The organism is Kribbella sp. CA-245084, assembly GCF_050942355.1.
In the GTDB taxonomy this organism is placed as follows: domain Bacteria; phylum Actinomycetota; class Actinomycetes; order Propionibacteriales; family Kribbellaceae; genus Kribbella.
Genome location: NZ_CP192053.1, coordinates 468,468 through 485,741 on the forward strand (window position 1 = coordinate 468,468; position 17,274 = coordinate 485,741).

A 17,274-nucleotide genomic window follows, 5' to 3' on the forward strand; every position below is an offset into this window, starting at 1 on the left:
TCGCGGTCTGTCTCCCATGAAAGCCTTCCTATCAAGGCCTTCCGACAGTTTTCATTCGTTGTGCAGGACCTTGGCGATCGTGGTCTGGGCTGCCGTGCGGGCCGGGAAGTAGGCGCCGGCGGCGGCGATGAAGATGCCGGCGAGGATCAGGAGGGCCAGCAGAGACCATGGATAGACGTGGAGCATGAAGGACGGGATCTCGACCTGGGCGGCGTTCGCCATCGCGGGGACGACCAGTCGGTGGGCGATGATGCCGAGCGGGATGCCCAGTAGGCCGCCGATTGCGCCCAAGGCGGCCATCGAGGTGACGACCATGCCGGTCACTTGTAACGGGGTCATGCCGATCGACTTGAGCATGCCGAGGTCGCGGCGGCGCTCACGGGTATTGAGGATGACCGTGTTGAAGACGCCCAACGCAGCCACGGTCCCCAGCATCAGAGTGAGCAGGATGACGGTCGCCAGCACGATCGCCACGAAGCTGCCTGCGCTCTGCCCATCGGTCTCGATCAGACCAGGGTCTCCCTTCTGCACCGCCTGTACGAACGCATCCAGGTTGGTGCCGGGCTTGACGTTGATCTCGTACAGCGAGGCCCGCAGCTTCGGAGCGACCAGCACCAGCGTCTGCCAGTTGGACAGCACCTCGTCGCCCGAGTTGTACATCGCCTTCCCGACGATCGTCGCCCGGACGGTCTTCCCCTGCGACTGCAGCGAGATGGTGTCACCGACAGCCAGTCCCCGCTGCCGCAGGAACCGCTCGGACACGACCACCTCGCCCGGACCGTCGAACCAGCGCCCGTCGAGGATCCGATACCCAACCTGCTCGAAATCCCCACGGTAGAAGGACACCTGCAGGTCAGTACTGGTGCCGGCCAGCCGCATCGGAAGGTTCGCACTTGCCGTCACCGACTCTGCGCCCGCGGTAGACCGCACCAGCGCCTCGTCCGCCGCGTCGCTCAGTTTGGGTGTTGGTGGTGCATCAGGGTCACCGGGCGGTGGTCCGTCGCCCGTCGGTTGAGCGAACAGCGCCAGGTCAACCGCCCCCGCCCGACTCGATACAGTCTGGTACTCCGTCAGCGACTTCCCCAGCCCCACTGCCAGCGTCACGCTGGTCACCCCGAGGACGACGGCCGCCAGCGTCAACGCCGTACGGGCGGGCCGTGCGAACGGAAGCCCCAGCCCAAGAGACACGGACCGCGGCAGCCGGGTGCCGCTGAGCCATCCCTGTACCCGCAGCCCCCGTCCGGCCCGCGGTGCACTGCCCGCACTGATCGCCTCGGCCGCTGACAGACTCCGTGCGCGCAGCGAAGGCAGAAGAGCAGACAGCGCCACCAGCACCGGTACGCCGAGCACGACGACCACGTCCACCCAGAGCGGGACGGTGATGCCTTCGGCGCCGTAGTTCTCGAATGCCCTTGTCAGCAAGGACTCTGCGAGCACATTGCCCAGCACAGTCCCGCCGGCACATCCGACGATCGCTGGGATGGAGATCATCGTCAGGTACACCGCCATCACCTGCGTCGGCGTGAACCCGAGCGACTTGAGTACGCCGATGTGCTTGAAGCCGGAGACCACAGCGCCACTGACCACGTTGGCGACGATCAGTACCGCCACTGCCAGCCCCAGCCAGCCGAACACCATCAAGAACGGTACGAACGTGTTTGGCTCACCAGTGGCGAGTGCGCGCAGCCCGAGGTACGACTGACTGCCGACCAACGCACCGGAGGGCAGTCCGGACGTCACCGCGGCCTGACCGGCAGACACTTGCTCGTTCGTCGCCGCCTGAGCGAAGCGGTACAGCATCTGCGTGGCTGTCGGCTTCAACGACGTCATCTGCGCCGGTGCGACCCACGCATCCGCAGACTGACTCACGCTGTATGCGAACCCGACGATCGTCAGCGTCTGACCGGCCACGCTCATGGTCGATGTGAGAGTTGGTGCTCCATGGCCCTCGGACTCAGTGGGGTTGCGGTTCAGGACGATCTCACCAGGCTTGGTCGCCCAGCGCCCCTTCCACAGGTTCAGCCGGTCGACCGCTCCGCCCGGGTCCGCGCGTCCGACCGTCACCAGAGACTGCGGTATGCCGCTGATCCTGGAGCTCACGTCGAGCGTCGCCATCGCGAAGGGTCCGGCTGACGCCTTGGCAGCCGACGCAGCCTTCGTCAACTGGCTGTCGGTGACCTTCGCCGGGTCGTACGACGCCACCAGGTGCGCACCGCTCTGCCGCGAGTACGCCTGGTCGAACGGACCGCTCGAAGCGGCCAGCAACCCCAGTGCGACGACGATCATCGTGGTGGATAGCAGTACGACGACGCCGATCACCACGGTCTGCACACGGCGTCGGCGTACCGCTGCGCGCGACACCGGCCAGACGGCACTCACGACGTACGCTCCAGACTGCGCTCGCCGGCGATCTGCCCGTCGACGAAGTCGATGACCCGGCTGGCGCACCGCGTGGCGAGCTGCTGGTCGTGGGTGACCAGTAGCAGCGTCTGACCGATCTGGTTGAGGTCCAGAAGAAGGTCCATCACCTGCTCGCCGGCACGGGTGTCCAGCGCGCCTGTGGGTTCGTCAGCCAGCAGAATCGCTGGACGGTTCATCAATGCGCGAGCGACCGCGACACGCTGTCGCTCACCGCCACTCAGCTGCGCCGGGTACGTGTTGCGGCGGTCACCGATGCCCAGCTCCTCGAAGAGCTCGAGCGCACGCTTCCGTGCATGCGCGGCCGACGTACCGGTGAGCTGCGCGGCCAGTGCGACGTTGTCGAGCGCGGACAGGTCGTCCAGCAGGTTGAAGAACTGGAAGATCATGCCGATTCGACGGCGCCGGAACAGCGCCAGCCCCTTCTCGTTCAGCGAGCCCAGGTCGTCGCCGTGCACCACGACGGCTCCTGAGGTCGGCCGGTCCAGTCCGGCCACCATGCTGAGCAGTGTCGACTTGCCGCTGCCGGACGGTCCCATGACCGCGACCGCCTCACCGGCGTGGATCTCCAGCGTCACACCGTCGAGCGCGACCGATTCGCCGTACTCCTTGCGTACGGCGGTGAGCCGTACGACCGCCTGTTCGTTGCCTAGGTCCTCCGTCATGCTGCTCACGCTAGGGCCGCTCGGCCGCCACTGACGTCACCCTGCCGACGTAATCTCCGCGGGCCGTCATCCTGCAGATGTACGGCGTGAGCCGAGCGGATGATGCGCTTTGCCGAACAGCTTTGGGACAGTGGATGCTGTGACCCTCCTGTGGCTGCTCGTCGCGGTACTGGCCGTGCTGGCCGGTGTGCTTGCGTTAGCGCTCTTCCGGGCGCGGCGTGCCCACACCCGGGCGCTGGAGGAGCGCGGGTGGTTGCTGGAGCGCGAACGGGAGACGGCGGCCCGCAGCGCAGTCGACGCGGAGCGGGCGCGGATAGCGCATGACCTGCACGACATCGTGAGCCACAACGTCAGCGTGATGGTCATCCAGACCGGTGCGGCGCGGCAGGTTCTGGCAACCTCGCCGGGTGATGCGGAGGCGGCTCTGCTCGCAGTAGAGGCGGCAGGGCGCGACACGATGGCTGAGTTGCGCCACCTACTCGGTCTGCTCGCGCCGAAGGCCTCAGGTGAGGACGACGAGGCCCTGTCGCCGCAGCCGAGTCTGAGCCGGCTCAGCGAGCTGATCGATCGGATCGCCTTTGCTGGACTACCTGTCGAAGTGCGGGTGTCCGGTGAGCCTCGTCCACTTCCGACGGGCCTCGACGTCACGGCGTACCGGATCATCCAGGAGGCGCTGACGAACGCACTGAGGCACGGCGACGGTGTGAAGGCTGAGGTGACAGTCCGGTACGCGCCTCATGCTCTGCGGGTGGAGATCCTCAATAGCGGGCCCAGCATCCTGACCGGCGGTCGGCCGCCCACTCCGGAAGGCGGCGGCCGCGGTCTGCTCGGTCTGAAGCAGCGGGTGGCCGTGTACGGCGGTGACCTGGACGCCCGGCGTCGTCTTGGCGGCGGCTTCCGGGTCCGCGCCAAGCTGCCGCTGGAGCGCCCATGACTACCCGAGTGGTGATCGCGGACGACCAGGCGCTGGTGCGGACTGGCTTCCAGATGATCCTCAAAGCCCGCGGCATCGAGGTCGTCGGCGAGGCCGCGGACGGCGCCGAGGCGGTGGACGCCGTACGACGGCTGCGCCCGGACGTCGTACTGATGGACATCCGCATGCCGGTCATGGACGGCCTCGAGGCCACCCGCCGGATCCTCGCCGGCCCGACCGACTGCCGCGTGCTGATCCTCACGACCTTCGACCTCGACCGCTACGTGTACGCCGCCCTTGCCGCCGGGGCCAGCGGCTTCTTGTTGAAGGACGTCACGCCGGAGCACCTGGCTGCCGCCGTACGCCTGGTCACCACCGGCGACGCGCTCCTGGCCCCGTCCATCACTCGCCGCCTGGTAGAACGGTTCGCCGTACCGGCCGCTGCGCAACCAGCCATCCACCGCGACCTGACCAGCCTGACGCCGCGCGAACTGGAGGTCCTCACCCTGATGGGCCAAGGCCTCTCCAACGCCGAGCTCGCCACGGAACTCGCCCTGAGCGAGGCAACCGTGAAGACCCACGTCGCCCGCATCTTCGCCAAACTGACTCTCCGCGACCGAGCCCAAGCCGTGGTCCTCGCCTACGAAACCGGCCTGATCTCCCCGGGGAGCCGCGATGAGCGCTAGCTGCATCCTGGTGACCGGCATGCCCGGCGCCGGCAAGTCGACCGTCACCAGACTGGTCGCCGAGCAGCTGCCACGATCGGCCCGACTCGGCGGCGACGAGTTCAACCAGCTGATCGTGAACGGCTTCGTCTGGGCCCTCGGCGAGCCCGCCGACGAAGCAGCCCGCCAGGTGGAACTCCTGCACCGCAACCTGTGCGCAGTCACAAACAACTTCATCGACGCCGGCTTCACCGCACTGATCGACGCGATGGTCCCGTCCCGCGAGAAGCTCGACTTCTTCCTCGACCTGCTCGCACCCCGTCAGGTCCTCTTCGTCGTCCTGTCCCCAGGAATCGACACCTGCCGCCACCGCAACACCATCCGGGACCCAGCCGACCGCTTCGACTTCGACGACTACGAAACCCTCGAAGCCACCATGAAACACGACTTCGGCACCACCGGCTGGTGGCTCGACACCTCCTCCCAAACCCCCACCCAAACCGCCCACCACATCCTCACCCACTCCCACCACCGCGCCCGCGTGAACTAATTCCAGAAATCTTCGGGTGAGGATGTCGAGAACGTGGGGCGTGGCTCCGTCCCGGGGGTGTAAGAGGTCGCGAGAGGCTAGGAGAGTCACCGTCATGATCCAGATGGATAACGTCGGCATTGTTGTTGAGGACATGGATGCCGCCGTCGCCTTCTTCGTCGAGCTCGGGCTGGAGTTGGAGGGGCGGACGCAGGTGGAGGGGCCGTGGGCGGACAAGACGGTCGGGATCGACGGCATCCGCTGCGAGATCGCGATGATGCGGATTCCCGGCAGGCACGGGCGGCTCGAGTTGTCGCAGTACCTGACGCCCGTGGCGAGTCCCGCCGTACCGGAGAACGCGCCGTACCACAGCGTCGCCATGCACCGCGTCATGTACCGCGTCGACAACATCGAGGAGCTCCTGCCCCGCCTGCGCAAACACGGCGCCGAGCTCGTCGCTGAAGTCGTGCAGTACGGCGACAGCTATCGGCTCTGCTACGTCCGCGCCCTCGGCGGAATCATCGTCGGCCTCGCCGAACAGCTCAACTGATCCAGGGAGAATCTGATGGCCAAGTATTTGCTACTCAAGCACTACCAGGGCGGCCCGGCCCCCGTTGTGGACGTCGGTCCGATGGACCAGTGGACGCCGGACGAGGTCAACGCACACGTGCAGTTCATGAGCGATTTCGGTGCCCGGCTGGAGGAGACGGGCGAGTTCGTCGACATGCAGGCGCTGACGCCCGAGGGTGCCTTCGTGCGGTACGGCGGGGAGGGGCAGCCGCCCGTGACCGACGGACCGTTCGCGGAGACCAAGGACCTGATCGCCGGCTGGTACGTCATCGACGTGGAGTCGTGGGATCGCGCGGTGGAGTTGGCGAGTGAGCTGTCGGCGGCCCCCGGCCCCGGTGGCAAGCCGCTCCACGAATGGCTCGAGGTGCGGCCGTTCTGGGGCGAGCCGCCCACGGTCACCGAGTGAACGAGCAACTGCTGCGGGACCTCGTGCCCGCGGTGATCGGTGTCCTCGTACGGCGCGGCGCTGACTTCGCGCCGGCCGAGGACGCCGTACAAGACGCCCTGGTCGAGGCCGTCCGCGTCTGGCCGGACGACCCACCGCGGGATCCCAAGGGCTGGCTGGTGACTGTTGCCTGGCGCAAGTTCCTCGACGCCACCCGCGCCGAGAACTCGCGTCGGCACCGCGAGGAACGGGTCGAGTCCGAGCCGACACCCGGCCCGGGCGGGGCGTTGGATGACACGCTCCAGCTGTACTTCCTGTGCGCCCATCCGTCCCTGACCCCGGCATCGTCGGTCGCACTGACGCTGCGCGCGGTCGGGGGCCTGACCACACGTCAGATCGCGCAGGCGTATTTGGTGCCCGAGGCAACGATGGCGCAACGCATCAGCCGGGCCAAGCGGACCGTCTCGAGCGTCCGCTTCAACCAGCCCGGTGACGTCGCCACGGTGGTCCGTGTGCTCTACCTGGTCTTCAACGAGGGGTACTCCGGCGACGTAGACCTTGCCGCCGAGGCAATCCGACTCACCTGGCAGTTGGCGGCCATGACCAACCACGAGGAGGTCGCCGGCCTGCTCGCACTGATGCTGCTCCACCACGCCAGGCGCCCAGCCCGGACCCGCGCCGACGGCAGCCTCGTACCGCTCGCAGAGCAGGACCGCAGCCTGTGGGACACCAGTCTGATCGCCGAGGGCGTCGACGTACTTCAGACTGCCCTAGCCCGCGACCGCCTGGGCGAGTTCCAGGCCCAGGCCGCCATCGCTGCCCTCCACGCCGACGCTCAGACCGCCGGGGAGACCGACTGGGTGCAGATCGTCGAGTGGTACGACGAGTTGGTGCGCCTCACCGACAACCCGGTAGCCCGCCTCAACCGCGCCGTCGCACTAGGTGAGGCAGACGGCCCACACGCCGGCCTAGCCGCCCTGGCCGACCTGGACCCCGCCTTACCTCGGTGGACCGCCGCCGCGGCCTACCTCCACGAACGCGCAGGCGACCCAGCCACCGCAGCCCGCCTGTACGCCGAGGCCGCCCGCACAGCCCCCAACCTCCCCGAACGCGACCACCTAACCCGCCAGGCCGCCCGCCTCAACACCCAAATACGCAGCTGAGGGCCGCGCGGCAACAGGCGTACCGTCGCGGCATGACGCAACCGCGAATGCGAATCGGGGCCGTCACGATCACGGCAGCACCGGCTCCTCATGCCGGGGAGCTGGCCAGGTTCTACGAGCGCCTACTCAGCTGGCAGATCGTCGACGAGGGCCCAAAGGGCGGCTGGGCCCAGCTCCACCCACCCGAGGGCGAGCCCGACGGGACCCTCCTCGGCATCAACATCGAGTCCGATCAGGAGCACAAGCCACCGACCTGGCCAAGCAAGCCCGGCCATCAGAACGCGACGATGCACCTCGACATCAACGTAGACAACCTAGACGAGGCCGTCGCCTGGGCCCTCCAAGCAGGCGCAACCCTCGCCGACCACCAGCCCCAGCCCCACGTCCGAGTAATGCTCGACCCCCACGGCAACCCCTTCTGCCTGTGCCTCTAGAACATGCAGAGGGGCCGGACGCTGAGCGTCCGCCCCTCTGTCGTTCTCGCCTCAAAGAGATTGGCGGAGGATACGAGATTCGAACTCGTGAGGGGTTGCCCCAACACGCCTTCCAAGACCGCATCGCGACGTTCAGCGCGGTCCGGGACGAGCTCACAAGTCTGGATCGAGTGGGCCACGTCCTGTGGCGAACGGTCATGGACGATGGCGGATGAGGCCCACTTTGAGACCTTTTCGCTGGCGGTCGACGCCTCCCGTCACGTCCCTCGGGCAGCCCGAGTACATTGCTGCGATGGCAGCAACGAAGAGTGGGCTGGTCCTTCCCGAGAACCGATGGTTGGTCAGAGAACCGAGCCCGGACGTGCAAGCGCGTGGGACCATGGGCTACACCGAGTTTGTTTCGCCAGTAGGTCACTGGGAATTGAGGTCTGGTCTCAAGGTAGAGGCGACCGCAGGTGCGTTGTTGAGCATCGACTTCTCGGCGATGTCAGATGCCATGGTGCGAGAGCGGGTTGAGAGCGGGCGCTACTTCCCGGCCGTCATCGAAGCTGTCAAAAAGCGCGTACAGATAATCAATGCGCTTGCGTTGTGTTTGCATTCAGCCACTGTCGAAGAGGCGAACATAACCTACGGTGGATTCCGCGTTACGCATCAGGATCTAGTGCACTTCAGTGAATCAGATTCCGGCATGAGTTGGTCAGGGCCGAACCTACCGACGGTCCCTGGGCATGGTTTCGTTATCCGGCATCGAAATGGCGTTTGTTCTGACTCGATGATTGCCGCAGCTTGCAATCTCCTTGACGATGTGTTGTTAAATGAGCATGAGAAAGTGCTGGATCTTGTGGTGTTGATGAACCACGCTCTGGTTGCCTGTAAAGGCCATGACTTTGACCTGGCTGTCGCTACGGCATGGACCGTTTGTGAGTCTCTGATTGATTCATGGTGGAGGGAGTATGCTGAGACTCAGGCGTCACGCCTCTCGCTATCCGTGGATAGGAAGCGTCGCGATCTCTGGGCAGGGCGGGACTTCACTGCGTCCATAATTGTGGAGACCATGACGCTGGCTGGAGTGATACCCGCTGATCTCAGCAAAGTGATCGGTGAGGTGCGTGGCAAGAGAAACAAGTGGATCCACGGTGTCGCTGCACCAACGTACGAAGATGCTGTGAAGGCTGTCACGCTCACGCACGACCTGCTAGAGAAGGTGGTCGGACTGAACATCCGGCTTGCGCCATCCATTGGCGTCAGCGGCATCTGAAGGGTCCTCGGACCGATCCGGTGCGTGCGAACTGGCAGACTTGCCTTGCGAGATGGAGGGACTCCCAGTGACTCAGAATTTCGAGCGTGGTCGCATCGTCGCGCACGGACCGTCTACGCGCGTTGTGCAACTCACGACCGGTGAGCGGGTCGCATTCGCTCCGGAGGCGTTGGAGGGCATGGCTCGGCAGGCTCGCGAATCCTTCATCGCGATGAATATCGAACATCTCAACATGCTCCCGCCGGTCGGCAGATGGTCGGACGGTGAGGTCAAAACTTTGGAAGACGGTGAGCAGCAGCTCCTGCTCTATGGAGAGTTCTTGCAGCAGTACGTCGCCAAGGTTGATTTTGATGACCCCTTCCGGCCCGAGGTGCTGGCCGAGCATGGCGCGCCCGAGATACTGACCGTGTCGATCAGCGCGGAGGCCCGGAACTTCGACCCGGAAGTGTGGCGGGATGCAGTCGACGAAAGTCCCCTGCCCGTTTGGAAGTCGCACAAGTGGGCTGATCTACCGCCTCTTGAGTGGGTCCTGGTCGTGCCGGTGGCGTGGGGAGCCGCCAAGTTCATGGGCAGCTTCCTGGAACGCCTTGGCCAGGCGGCAGCTGAGGCGGTTGTCGCCTGGTTCAAGCGAACGTCGCGCAAGGCGCGAGATGCAGACCGGGACCCGTACGTGACAATATCCTTCGAGTTAGACGACGACAGGCGGGTCAGCGGATTTATCCCATTCGCTGCAGGTGATGATGACATAAGCGAGGTTCAGGCTGCGCTCGACTCAGCCGGAATGCTGGCAGAGGTTGCAGGTGCGCTCAATGAGGGAGCCTCCCCGGGAACGCATCAGATTGCTTATCTATTTGATGGCAGCACGTGGCAGTTGGCGTGGTTCGTCAATGATGAGGGTGTATTCCTCACGAAATATTTCACGGAGCACCGGCCAGACCCTGAACGGTTCCTTGGGCGTCCGATGTTTCCCGAGTTGCCGACTGACGATTCGGCTGACGGATCGGGCAGTCCCGATAAGGTTCAATAGCGTCGTTGGTGTCGAATAGTTGTGGTTCGCCGGCGGTTTCACACCTGGTGCTTTGGTGCTGTTCTCGATCGGGCCTGCGGTGGGGCGGCCCGCAGTCGGAGTTACCTGCGATTGACGAGCCAATCTCTGAGTTCGTTCGTCACATCGATCGTGAGTTGGAGGACTTCCTTGGCCCGGCGCGCAGTTTCGCGTTGGACCGCCTCCAAGACCGCGGTATCACCCTCGGTCTTGGATTGGCCATCGGCAGCTAGCTGCGCGAACCCCGAGATCGTCTCTCCCATCGCTTCGACGGCGGCCATGAGGTCATTGGCCTTGTGTGACAGCGAGTTAGCGAAGCTTTTGTCGACTGCCTTGATCGATGTCGTGTGGGTACTGAGGATTGCCAGGAGGTCATATCGCAGCAGCGTAAGATCCGATCCCATGCGCTCCAGCCGATCCTTGCCCTTGCGGTCGGTTGAGGCCCAAGCCTGCAGTTCTCTCGGTAGCCTTGACGTGACGGTGAGAATTTCCCGGGCAGCTGCGCGGGCCTCCACATCCGTCGCTAGTCGCCGGTCGGCACGATGAGTTAGCCGCACAACAATGTATGCGGTGATCGCGGCGACGACGCCACTCACCACAGCACTGCCCAAACCCTGCAGAAGGTTGGTCCACCCGCCGATTGACCCGAACATCCCCGATGCGCTTGCACGAATCATTAGGCGAGCATAGCGGTCGAGGCCGTTAGGGTCTGAACAGATAGCGCGTCATCCGCTGCTAGGCGGTAGCATATTTCAAACGCATATATGGGTCGGGGTGCCTGGGAGAGAGCGCACTCCTTGTTCGACCTCGGTCAGCGCATCGCCGCTGCTATTTCCATCATCGTCGCCACCACAACATCGGCCTCGGCAACGGCCAGCGCGTCAGCCTTACCGGGCTTGTTGGCGTAGCCGATCGTGTGTGCGTCAGCGCTCCGCCCAGCTGCAATGTCACTGGTTTGGTCACCAATGAAGACGCAAGGCGCTGCCTGCACACCGAGGGCTCCCGCTGCGTTCTTGATCAGATGTGGGCTGGGCTTTATCAGCGTCGGGTCGGAGGGGTCGCGTCCCTCGACGTGGGCCACCAGTCCCGCCAGTCCATTGCGGGCGAGGTAGCGCGTAACGGCCTCGGCGTAGTTGTTGCTCACGATCGCTACCAGCTTCCCGGTGCTCTGGCAGGCGGCGAGAGACTCTGCCGCGCCTGGAGTAGCCAGGGCCGATTTCCACAGCTCTCAGCTCGGCGGTCTGTAGAGCCTTCTCAAGCCGGGCAGCGAGCCGTGGATCATCCGCGGCTGCCAGCAGCAGCTCGTGAGGTCCCGCGGCCTGGCGCAGAGCCTCGCCAATGTCGTGTCGAATCGCGCCGGGCACAGCTCATCAGGCGCACCGGACCATTCGAAGAGCACTGGGAGAAGCCGAGAAACGGGGTGCGCTGACGGCGAACAACCCGGCCGAATTGGCGATTCCGCCCCGGCTGGACTTGGAGGAAGAGGACGAGATCGAGCCGTACACCGTGGCCGAGATCAAGACGATCTTGGCTGAGGCGAACAAGCACCGGAACAGTGCGCGGTGGGCAATCGCCTTGGCGCTCGGATTGCGTCAGGGAGAAGCGCTGGGACTGAAGTGGTCGGATGTCGACATGAAGACTGGGGTTCTGCGGGTGCGACGGAGCCTGAACCGGCCGAAGTACAAGCACGGCTGCGACGAGGAACCGTGCGGCCGCAAACCCGGGTTCTGTCCGAAGCGTCAGCAGGCTCGGCCGGACACAGCGCCGACGAAGTCGCGGGCGTGTCGCCGGACGATCGGGCTACCGAAGGAGCTGACGAAGGTTCTGCAGGCGCATTGGAAGGAGCAGGTCGCCGAAAGGGCACGTGCCCGGCAGCTCTGGAAGGACGAGGGTTGGGTGTTCGCCAAGCGAACCGGGGAGGCGCTCAGCCCGAACATGGACTACCGGGAGTGGAAAGCGATGCTGGCGACTGCCGGGATCCGTGACGGTCGACTGCACGATGCCCGCCACACGGCCGCGACGGTTCTGCTGCTGCTCGGCGTGCCAGAGCGGGCAGTCATGGACGTGATGGGTTGGTCCTCGTCAGCCATGGTCAAGCGGTACCAGCACGTCACCGCGCCGGTCCGCATGGACATTGCCGAACGCGTCGGCGGACTGCTCTGGGCAGACACCGAGGCGGGGGAGGAGGACGACCGGACGAGGCAGCGGGTGGGGTTCTCGTGCCTGCCTGAGAGTCCTGTTGAGACCTTCGTTGAGACCCCGGGACATGAAGAGGGGCCGGACGCTGAGCGTCCGGCCCCTCTGTCGTGCATGCCTCTGGGGTCCGAAACCGGGCCTTGACCTGCGGTTTCTTCAGTCCGGGAGACTCGCGGAGGATACGAGATTCGAACTCGTGAGGGGTTGCCCCCAACACGCTTTCCAAGCGTGCGCCCTAGGCCTCTAGGCGAATCCTCCAAGCGGAGAGGATACCGAAGGGGGCGGGGGAATCTGAAATCGGGGCGTGAACCTTGGAGGTGGGTCGGGCGACTGTGGGAGGGAAGGAGGTGGCGGGTGGAGCGGAGTTGGGTGGCGGTGGTGGTGCGGGCTCAGCTGGGGGACCGGGAGGCGGTCGCTGAGCTGGTGCAGGGGTGGCACCGGCCGGTCTGGGGGTATGTGCGGCAGATGCTGGGCCGCGATGACGTGGCCGACGACGTGTCGCAAGAGGTCTGACTGGCCGTCGTGCGCGGGCTGCCGCGCCTCAAAGAGCCGGACCGGTTCGCCGCCTGGCTCTTCACGATCGCCCGTCGCAGCGTGGTCAACCAACTGCGTGAGAAGTACGCCGACCAGCCGCGGCTCACGCAGGACGACGAACCCGATCCGGCGGACCACGTGGTCGACCGGCTCGACGTACGGCGGCTTGTGGGCGGCGTGTCTGTGTTGGAACGGGAGGTGCTCGTGTTGTTCCACCTGGAGGACCTGAGCCTGGAGGAGTGCGCCGAGGTGCTCGCCGTACCGGTGGGGACCGTGAAATCACGTCTGCACCGGGCGCGCCGGTTACTGCGGGAGGAGGTGGATCGTGATCTCAGCTGAAGACACCATCGCCGGCCTGCAGGACGCACTGTCGCTCCGGCTGCGAGTCCGCTCGCTGGTGCAGCTCTGTGGCGCCGCGGTCGTCGTACTGGTCACTGCGCTCTGGCTGACCGACGACGGACTCCCACAAAGGACGCAGCTCGATTTCGCGGCCGTCGTCCTCGTAGGGCTAGTAGTGATGGTCAGAGCGGCTCAGGTACTCCGCCGACGCGGTCGCCTGTTCGCCAAGGACAGGGTGATCGCCACCTGCATCGCCTTCGGTTTCGCGGTGCTGCTCGCGGCCGGACTGGCGCTCGCTGGTCACGGTGCGCTCGGCGTCCCGTTCGTCCTTGTGACGCTGGCAGCTGTCCTCTACACACACGTGGCGAAGAAACGGTTGGAGCGACGATGAAACCCATCGGACCGTTGGCGATAGCCCTCAGACGCTTCGGGAGCAAACGAGCCGGCGTAGCGATCGCAGGGCTGCTAATTGTGCTGCTGGTGGTCGGTCTGCTCATCTAGGGTCGGCCGCATGGACGAGCTGGTACTGCGGCCGATCGGCCCGGGAGACGTGGACGCGCTGCAGGAGCTGATCGAGTCCGATCCCGGGTACACCGAGCGCATCACCGGCTACCCGCCTGGGCCGGCCGACGCGCAGAGCCTGCTGCTGATGCGGCCGGAGGACCTCCCGGAGGAGTCAAAGGTCGTTCTGGGCGCCTTCGCCGCGGACCAGCTGGTTGCAGTCGTCGACCTGCTCAGGGGCTTCCCAAACGACCACACTGCCTTCATCGGTCTGCTCGAGGTCCACGCCAAGCACCAAGGCCTTGGCTACGGCACGACGACGTACAACCTCGTCGAGCTGTACGTCGCGACCACGTGGCCCGAGAGCCGCATGCTGCGCCTCGCCGTCGTCGACACCAACGCTCAGGTCGCCACGGGGTTCTGGCAGCGGCAAGGATTCGAGCCGACCGGTGAGGAGCGCCCGTACCGCTACGACAAGCTCGAGTCGATCGCCCGCCTCTACGAGAAGCCGCTACCCGAGCAGAGTGGGAGCTAGCGTCCGCCACTGCTCGATCGGCTGCGGACCGGTCACACCTGTGAGCACGTTGACTGCGACATGGTCGGCACCGGCGTCCAGGTGCTCGGTCAGCTTGGACTTGATGTCGGCCGGACTACCCCACGCCGTCAGCGCGTCGACCATGTGGTCGGGCAGCTCAGCCTGATCTCTCTCACCGAACCCCTGCCGCTTCAGCGACGCGATGTACCCCGGGATGCTCGTGAAGAAGCTGATCGTGTCCCGAGCGATGGCCCGTGCACGGTCCGCGTCCGGTTCGAGTACGACGAGGTGGCTGACGGCCAGGAGCTTGTCCGGGCCCAGCACCTTCCGCGCCTCGGCGGAGTACGCCGCACTGGTCAGGAACGGGTACGCACCGGCAGTCCGCTCGCCGGCCAACGCCAGCATCTTCGGACCGAGCGCAGCGAGCAGCCGACGCTCCACAGGTACGTCCAGCTCGTCCAGATACGCGTTGAGCGTGGCGATCGGCTTGGGACCGTGCGCCCCACCAAGACCAGCGGTGAACCGTCCCGGCGCAGTCGATTCCAGTGCGGCGTAGGTCGCATCCACCTCGGCTGCGCTGTACTTCGACACCGCCAGGATCCCGCTGACGAACTTGATCGCCGTCGTCGCTCCGACCAGATCGGTGATCGTCTGCAGCCCGGGCAGCGGACCGCCGGACAGCCAGATCGCCGGATACCCGAGCTCCTCCGCCGCCTGTGCCGCGGCAATCGACTCAGCACTGCTGTCAAGCCCGGTCGTGATCCCGAAGGGGCCGAATTGATGATCCGTCACTCATCCAGAGTGAACCTGGATCGGGTCAGGCGGCCAGGCTGTTCGCTCAGAGCGTGTGCGGTGGAGTCCGATTCCCGGTTGGCGAGAGGGATCCCGTACACTCATGGCTGGTTCCCCGCGTGGCGGTATCTCGCCCAAACCCCCCAGGGCCGGAAGGCAGCAAGGGTAAGTGAGCTCTTCCGGGTGCGCGGGGAATCCTTATGTCCGGGGCCTGGCGTCGTGAGGAGTCCGATGAATCCCGAGAGCCGTTATCTGCAGGAACTGATCATCGCCGAGCTCGGCGTGCCCGCGACGTTCGACGTGGACAACGAGATCGAGCAGCGGGTGGAGTTCCTGGCCGACCGGCTCCGGGCGACCGGCGCGGCGGGCTACGTGCTCGCCATCAGCGGCGGCGTCGACTCCGCTGTCGGAGGGCGGCTCGGGCAGCTCGCGGTCGAGCGGATCAGGTCCGAGGGCGGTCAGGCGACGTTCGTTGCGATGCGGCTGCCGTACGGCGTGCAGGCCGACGAGGCGGACGCGCAGCGCGCGCTGCAGTTCATCAAGCCGGACGAGACGCTGGACGTGAACATCAAGCCGGCCACCGACGCGATGGTCGAGTCGGTGCGGCACTCCGGGCTCGGCGACCGTGAGGACTTCCACGTCGGCAACATCAAGGCACGCCAGCGCATGGTCTCGCAGTACGTCGTGGCCGGTGCCCGCGGCGCGCTGGTGATCGGCACGGACCACGCGGCGGAGGCCGTGATGGGCTTCTTCACCAAGTACGGCGATGGCGCATGCGACCTGACGCCGCTGTCCGGTCTGAACAAGCGCCGCGTCCGTGCGGTCGGTGAGCGGCTCGGTGCGGAGCCGCAGACCACTGGCAAGGTGCCGACGGCCGACCTGGAGACGAACAACCCCGGAGTGCCCGACGAGGCCGTGCTGGGCGTGACGTACGACGAGATCGACGACTTCCTCGAGGGTCTCGACGTCGACGAGAAGGCGGCGAGCACGATCATCGCTACTCACCGCCGGACCGCTCACAAGCGCGCAGTACCGCTCGCGTTCAGCTGAGCAAGAACTCCGTCACCAGCTCGGCGTAGAGGTCCGGCTGCTCGGCATGCGTGAAGTGGCCAGTGCCGGCCGCGTAGTAATAGGTGCCGTTTGGTACGTCGGACCGGAACAGCTCGATCTCCTGCTGGCTGGTGGCCGGGTCGTACTCGCCCTTGATCAGTAGAGCGGGCGGGATCAGCTGAGCGAAGTACTGCAGGACTGGCTCGCCGAAGCTGGCCGATCTGGTGATCTGGTCGTGGAAGTGACCGGAGCGCGAGTGGTACTCGTCGGAGATCTCGGTGTCCGCCGGCAGCTGGAGGTCCCGGGCGTCCGGTCCGGTGTAGATCTCCATCCTGCGATCGCCGAGCTGAGCGAGCACTGCGATCCGCTCGTCCCACATGGCCTTCGTTGCCGGTCCGGTGTGAGGCGGCGGCGCCTCCACGCCGGGGAGCAGCGGGAGCGCGGCGCGAAGGAGAGTGTCGCTCGCGAGGACCATGTCCCAGCCCGGGTTCTCGAAGACGACCTTGGTCACGGCGTCCGGGTGAGCGATGGCGTACCGCAGCGCCAGGCGACCGCCGTACGAGTGGCCGAGGATCGACCATTGCTCCACTCCGAGCTTCTCGCGGAGTGCCTCGAAGTCGGCGATCAGATCCTGCTCGCTCACCGGTCCGGTCAGCGGGTCGGACTGCTGTACTCCGCGCTGGTCCACCGCGATCAGCCGGAATCTCCGGCCGAGCCGATCGCCCTGGAACGCCAGAAAGTCGTACGAGCCCGCGCCGGGGCCTCCGTGGATGAACAGCAGCGGGGGCGCATCCTCAGGTCCGCGCTGGTCGACGTACAGCCTGGTGCCGCGGATCTCCATCAGCATGGCACGGAGCGTACGGCCCGAGCGGGTCGACCCGTCAGGCAGCGTGGCTGAACTGGCGGACGCGGTTGGCGAGGCGGGCCAGGCGGATGGTGGCGATGTTTCGGTACGCCGGGCGCAGGACGTTCGCCAGCGGACCGGACTGCTCGAACGTGTGGGTGACGCGGCTGTCCGGACCGATCGTCCACGTCCCGACCTCGCGGAACCCGGGCACCTGCCAGCTGATCTCGATCCGGTCTGGCTCAACCACTGTGTACTGCAGCTCGCCGGCGAAACCAGGCCGGACCCGCAGCGCATAGCTGCTGCTCAGATCCGCCTCGGCAGGTCCGTCGATGGCCAGGAACGCCTCGTTCCACTCCGGGAGCGCGAGCGCGTCGAGCAGGACGTGGCGGATCGCCGCGGGACCGGCGTGGATGATTTCGGTGGCCTGTTCCATGA

Annotated in this window: 22 protein-coding genes, 1 tRNA gene and 1 other RNA gene; 16 read left to right on the forward strand and 8 right to left on the reverse strand. The window is 65.9% G+C overall.

From position 1 onward, the window contains the following. Positions 1-51: 51 nt before the first annotated feature. On the reverse strand, positions 52-2,379 hold the full coding sequence (locus ACQPYH_RS02440; protein WP_432885907.1) for an FtsX-like permease family protein: 2,328 nt from the start codon (positions 2,377-2,379) through the stop codon (positions 52-54). Continuing rightward, complete coding sequence (locus tag ACQPYH_RS02445; RefSeq protein WP_432885910.1) at positions 2,376-3,083, reverse strand: ABC transporter ATP-binding protein; 708 nt, start codon at positions 3,081-3,083, stop codon at positions 2,376-2,378. The genes ACQPYH_RS02440 and ACQPYH_RS02445 overlap by 4 nt, the downstream gene beginning before the upstream one ends. A 139-nt stretch (positions 3,084-3,222) precedes the next feature. Here ACQPYH_RS02445 and ACQPYH_RS02450 point away from each other — a divergent pair, with 139 nt between their 5' ends. The 9 genes from ACQPYH_RS02450 to ACQPYH_RS02490 all read left to right on the forward strand — a co-directional run bounded on the left by ACQPYH_RS02450 (position 3,223) and on the right by ACQPYH_RS02490 (position 10,027). Beyond that, positions 3,223-4,017, forward strand: coding sequence for a sensor histidine kinase (locus tag ACQPYH_RS02450; RefSeq protein WP_432885913.1), 795 nt, complete (start codon positions 3,223-3,225; stop codon positions 4,015-4,017). Further along, positions 4,014-4,682 (forward strand): response regulator, encoded by a 669-nt coding sequence (locus tag ACQPYH_RS02455; protein ID WP_432885915.1) that lies wholly within the window; start codon positions 4,014-4,016, stop codon positions 4,680-4,682. Before ACQPYH_RS02450 ends, ACQPYH_RS02455 begins: the two co-directional genes overlap by 4 nt. Further along, complete coding sequence (locus tag ACQPYH_RS02460) at positions 4,672-5,211, forward strand: AAA family ATPase (RefSeq protein WP_432885918.1); 540 nt, start codon at positions 4,672-4,674, stop codon at positions 5,209-5,211. Before ACQPYH_RS02455 ends, ACQPYH_RS02460 begins: the two co-directional genes overlap by 11 nt. 94 nt (positions 5,212-5,305) lie before the next feature. Then, positions 5,306-5,740 carry a VOC family protein gene (locus ACQPYH_RS02465; RefSeq protein ID WP_432885920.1) on the forward strand — a complete coding sequence of 145 codons (435 nt, stop codon included), beginning with the start codon at positions 5,306-5,308 and terminating at the stop codon, positions 5,738-5,740. Positions 5,741-5,755: 15 nt separating this feature from the next. Beyond that, positions 5,756-6,166: a YciI family protein gene (locus ACQPYH_RS02470; RefSeq protein ID WP_432885923.1), complete on the forward strand. Its 411-nt coding sequence runs from the start codon at positions 5,756-5,758 to the stop codon at positions 6,164-6,166. Further along, entirely contained in the window at positions 6,163-7,308 is a 1,146-nt protein-coding gene (locus ACQPYH_RS02475; RefSeq protein WP_432885926.1) for an RNA polymerase sigma factor, read from the forward strand. The genes ACQPYH_RS02470 and ACQPYH_RS02475 overlap by 4 nt, the downstream gene beginning before the upstream one ends. Before the next feature lie 32 nt (positions 7,309-7,340). Then, positions 7,341-7,742: a VOC family protein gene (locus tag ACQPYH_RS02480; RefSeq protein ID WP_432885929.1), complete on the forward strand. Its 402-nt coding sequence runs from the start codon at positions 7,341-7,343 to the stop codon at positions 7,740-7,742. A gap of 292 nt (positions 7,743-8,034) precedes the next feature. Continuing rightward, positions 8,035-9,000 (forward strand): hypothetical protein, encoded by a 966-nt coding sequence (locus ACQPYH_RS02485; RefSeq protein WP_432885932.1) that lies wholly within the window; start codon positions 8,035-8,037, stop codon positions 8,998-9,000. 67 nt (positions 9,001-9,067) lie between these two features. Continuing rightward, positions 9,068-10,027: a hypothetical protein gene (locus ACQPYH_RS02490; protein WP_432885934.1), complete on the forward strand. Its 960-nt coding sequence runs from the start codon at positions 9,068-9,070 to the stop codon at positions 10,025-10,027. Between the two features lie 101 nt (positions 10,028-10,128). Here the strand turns inward: ACQPYH_RS02490 and ACQPYH_RS02495 are convergent, their stop codons facing one another. Beyond that, positions 10,129-10,722: a hypothetical protein gene (locus tag ACQPYH_RS02495; protein WP_432885936.1), complete on the reverse strand. Its 594-nt coding sequence runs from the start codon at positions 10,720-10,722 to the stop codon at positions 10,129-10,131. A gap of 134 nt (positions 10,723-10,856) precedes the next feature. Next, positions 10,857-11,270, reverse strand: coding sequence for an HAD family hydrolase (locus tag ACQPYH_RS02500; RefSeq protein WP_432894306.1), 414 nt, complete (start codon positions 11,268-11,270; stop codon positions 10,857-10,859). Between the two features lie 224 nt (positions 11,271-11,494). Between ACQPYH_RS02500 and ACQPYH_RS02505 the strand changes: the two genes are divergently transcribed. Continuing rightward, entirely contained in the window at positions 11,495-12,385 is an 891-nt protein-coding gene (locus ACQPYH_RS02505; protein ID WP_432885939.1) for a tyrosine-type recombinase/integrase, read from the forward strand. A 29-nt stretch (positions 12,386-12,414) separates the two neighbouring features. Here the strand turns inward: ACQPYH_RS02505 and ACQPYH_RS02510 are convergent. Continuing rightward, positions 12,415-12,499, reverse strand: a tRNA-Ser gene (locus tag ACQPYH_RS02510). 96 nt (positions 12,500-12,595) lie between these two features. On the opposite strand from ACQPYH_RS02510, the gene ACQPYH_RS02515 reads away from it, so the two are divergent. The 4 genes from ACQPYH_RS02515 (at position 12,596) to ACQPYH_RS02530 (ending at position 14,150) form a co-directional block, all read left to right on the forward strand. After that, entirely contained in the window at positions 12,596-12,754 is a 159-nt protein-coding gene (locus tag ACQPYH_RS02515) for an RNA polymerase sigma factor (RefSeq protein ID WP_432885942.1), read from the forward strand. 9 nt (positions 12,755-12,763) lie between these two features. After that, on the forward strand, positions 12,764-13,114 hold the full coding sequence (locus ACQPYH_RS02520; RefSeq protein ID WP_432885944.1) for an RNA polymerase sigma factor: 351 nt from the start codon (positions 12,764-12,766) through the stop codon (positions 13,112-13,114). Then, positions 13,101-13,505, forward strand: a complete 405-nt coding sequence (locus ACQPYH_RS02525) for a hypothetical protein (protein ID WP_432885946.1) — start codon at positions 13,101-13,103, stop codon at positions 13,503-13,505. The genes ACQPYH_RS02520 and ACQPYH_RS02525 overlap by 14 nt, the downstream gene beginning before the upstream one ends. Before the next feature lie 120 nt (positions 13,506-13,625). Further along, positions 13,626-14,150, forward strand: coding sequence for a GNAT family N-acetyltransferase (locus ACQPYH_RS02530; RefSeq protein WP_432885948.1), 525 nt, complete (start codon positions 13,626-13,628; stop codon positions 14,148-14,150). On the opposite strand, the gene ACQPYH_RS02535 is transcribed toward ACQPYH_RS02530, so the two are convergent. Beyond that, positions 14,127-14,942 (reverse strand): TIGR03620 family F420-dependent LLM class oxidoreductase, encoded by an 816-nt coding sequence (locus ACQPYH_RS02535; RefSeq protein WP_432885951.1) that lies wholly within the window; start codon positions 14,940-14,942, stop codon positions 14,127-14,129. The two genes, ACQPYH_RS02530 and ACQPYH_RS02535, sit on opposite strands and share 24 nt — an antisense overlap. A 106-nt stretch (positions 14,943-15,048) precedes the next feature. On the opposite strand from ACQPYH_RS02535, the gene ffs reads away from it, so the two are divergent. Then, positions 15,049-15,145: signal recognition particle sRNA small type (gene ffs / locus ACQPYH_RS02540), an RNA gene on the forward strand. A gap of 28 nt (positions 15,146-15,173) precedes the next feature. Continuing rightward, positions 15,174-15,992, forward strand: coding sequence for an ammonia-dependent NAD(+) synthetase (gene nadE / locus ACQPYH_RS02545; protein WP_432885953.1), 819 nt, complete (start codon positions 15,174-15,176; stop codon positions 15,990-15,992). On the opposite strand, the gene ACQPYH_RS02550 is transcribed toward nadE, so the two are convergent. Together ACQPYH_RS02550 and ACQPYH_RS02555 are read right to left on the reverse strand one after the other, a co-directional pair. Continuing rightward, positions 15,985-16,839, reverse strand: a complete 855-nt coding sequence (locus ACQPYH_RS02550; protein ID WP_432885956.1) for an alpha/beta fold hydrolase — start codon at positions 16,837-16,839, stop codon at positions 15,985-15,987. The genes nadE and ACQPYH_RS02550 overlap by 8 nt on opposite strands. Before the next feature lie 34 nt (positions 16,840-16,873). Beyond that, a complete protein-coding gene (locus ACQPYH_RS02555; protein ID WP_130445861.1) occupies positions 16,874-17,272 on the reverse strand; it encodes an SRPBCC family protein in 399 nt (132 codons plus the stop codon). Positions 17,273-17,274: the final 2 nt, after the last annotated feature.

Bases quoted from the DNA above. Each gene is read 5' to 3' on its own strand.
- ACQPYH_RS02445 (WP_432885910.1), bottom strand. From the start codon at position 3,083: ATGACGGAGGACCTAGGCAACGAACAGGCGGTCGTACGGCTCACCGCC.
- ACQPYH_RS02455 (WP_432885915.1), top strand. From the start codon at position 4,014: ATGACTACCCGAGTGGTGATCGCGGACGACCAGGCGCTGGTGCGGACT.
- ACQPYH_RS02460 (WP_432885918.1), top strand. From the start codon at position 4,672: ATGAGCGCTAGCTGCATCCTGGTGACCGGCATGCCCGGCGCCGGCAAG.
- ACQPYH_RS02465 (WP_432885920.1), top strand. From the start codon at position 5,306: ATGATCCAGATGGATAACGTCGGCATTGTTGTTGAGGACATGGATGCC.
- ACQPYH_RS02470 (WP_432885923.1), top strand. From the start codon at position 5,756: ATGGCCAAGTATTTGCTACTCAAGCACTACCAGGGCGGCCCGGCCCCC.
- ACQPYH_RS02480 (WP_432885929.1), top strand. From the start codon at position 7,341: ATGACGCAACCGCGAATGCGAATCGGGGCCGTCACGATCACGGCAGCA.
- ACQPYH_RS02485 (WP_432885932.1), top strand. From the start codon at position 8,035: ATGGCAGCAACGAAGAGTGGGCTGGTCCTTCCCGAGAACCGATGGTTG.
- ACQPYH_RS02495 (WP_432885936.1), bottom strand. From the start codon at position 10,722: ATGATTCGTGCAAGCGCATCGGGGATGTTCGGGTCAATCGGCGGGTGG.
- ACQPYH_RS02530 (WP_432885948.1), top strand. From the start codon at position 13,626: ATGGACGAGCTGGTACTGCGGCCGATCGGCCCGGGAGACGTGGACGCG.
- nadE (WP_432885953.1), top strand. From the start codon at position 15,174: ATGAATCCCGAGAGCCGTTATCTGCAGGAACTGATCATCGCCGAGCTC.
- ACQPYH_RS02550 (WP_432885956.1), bottom strand. From the start codon at position 16,839: ATGCTGATGGAGATCCGCGGCACCAGGCTGTACGTCGACCAGCGCGGA.
- ACQPYH_RS02555 (WP_130445861.1), bottom strand. From the start codon at position 17,272: ATGGAACAGGCCACCGAAATCATCCACGCCGGTCCCGCGGCGATCCGC.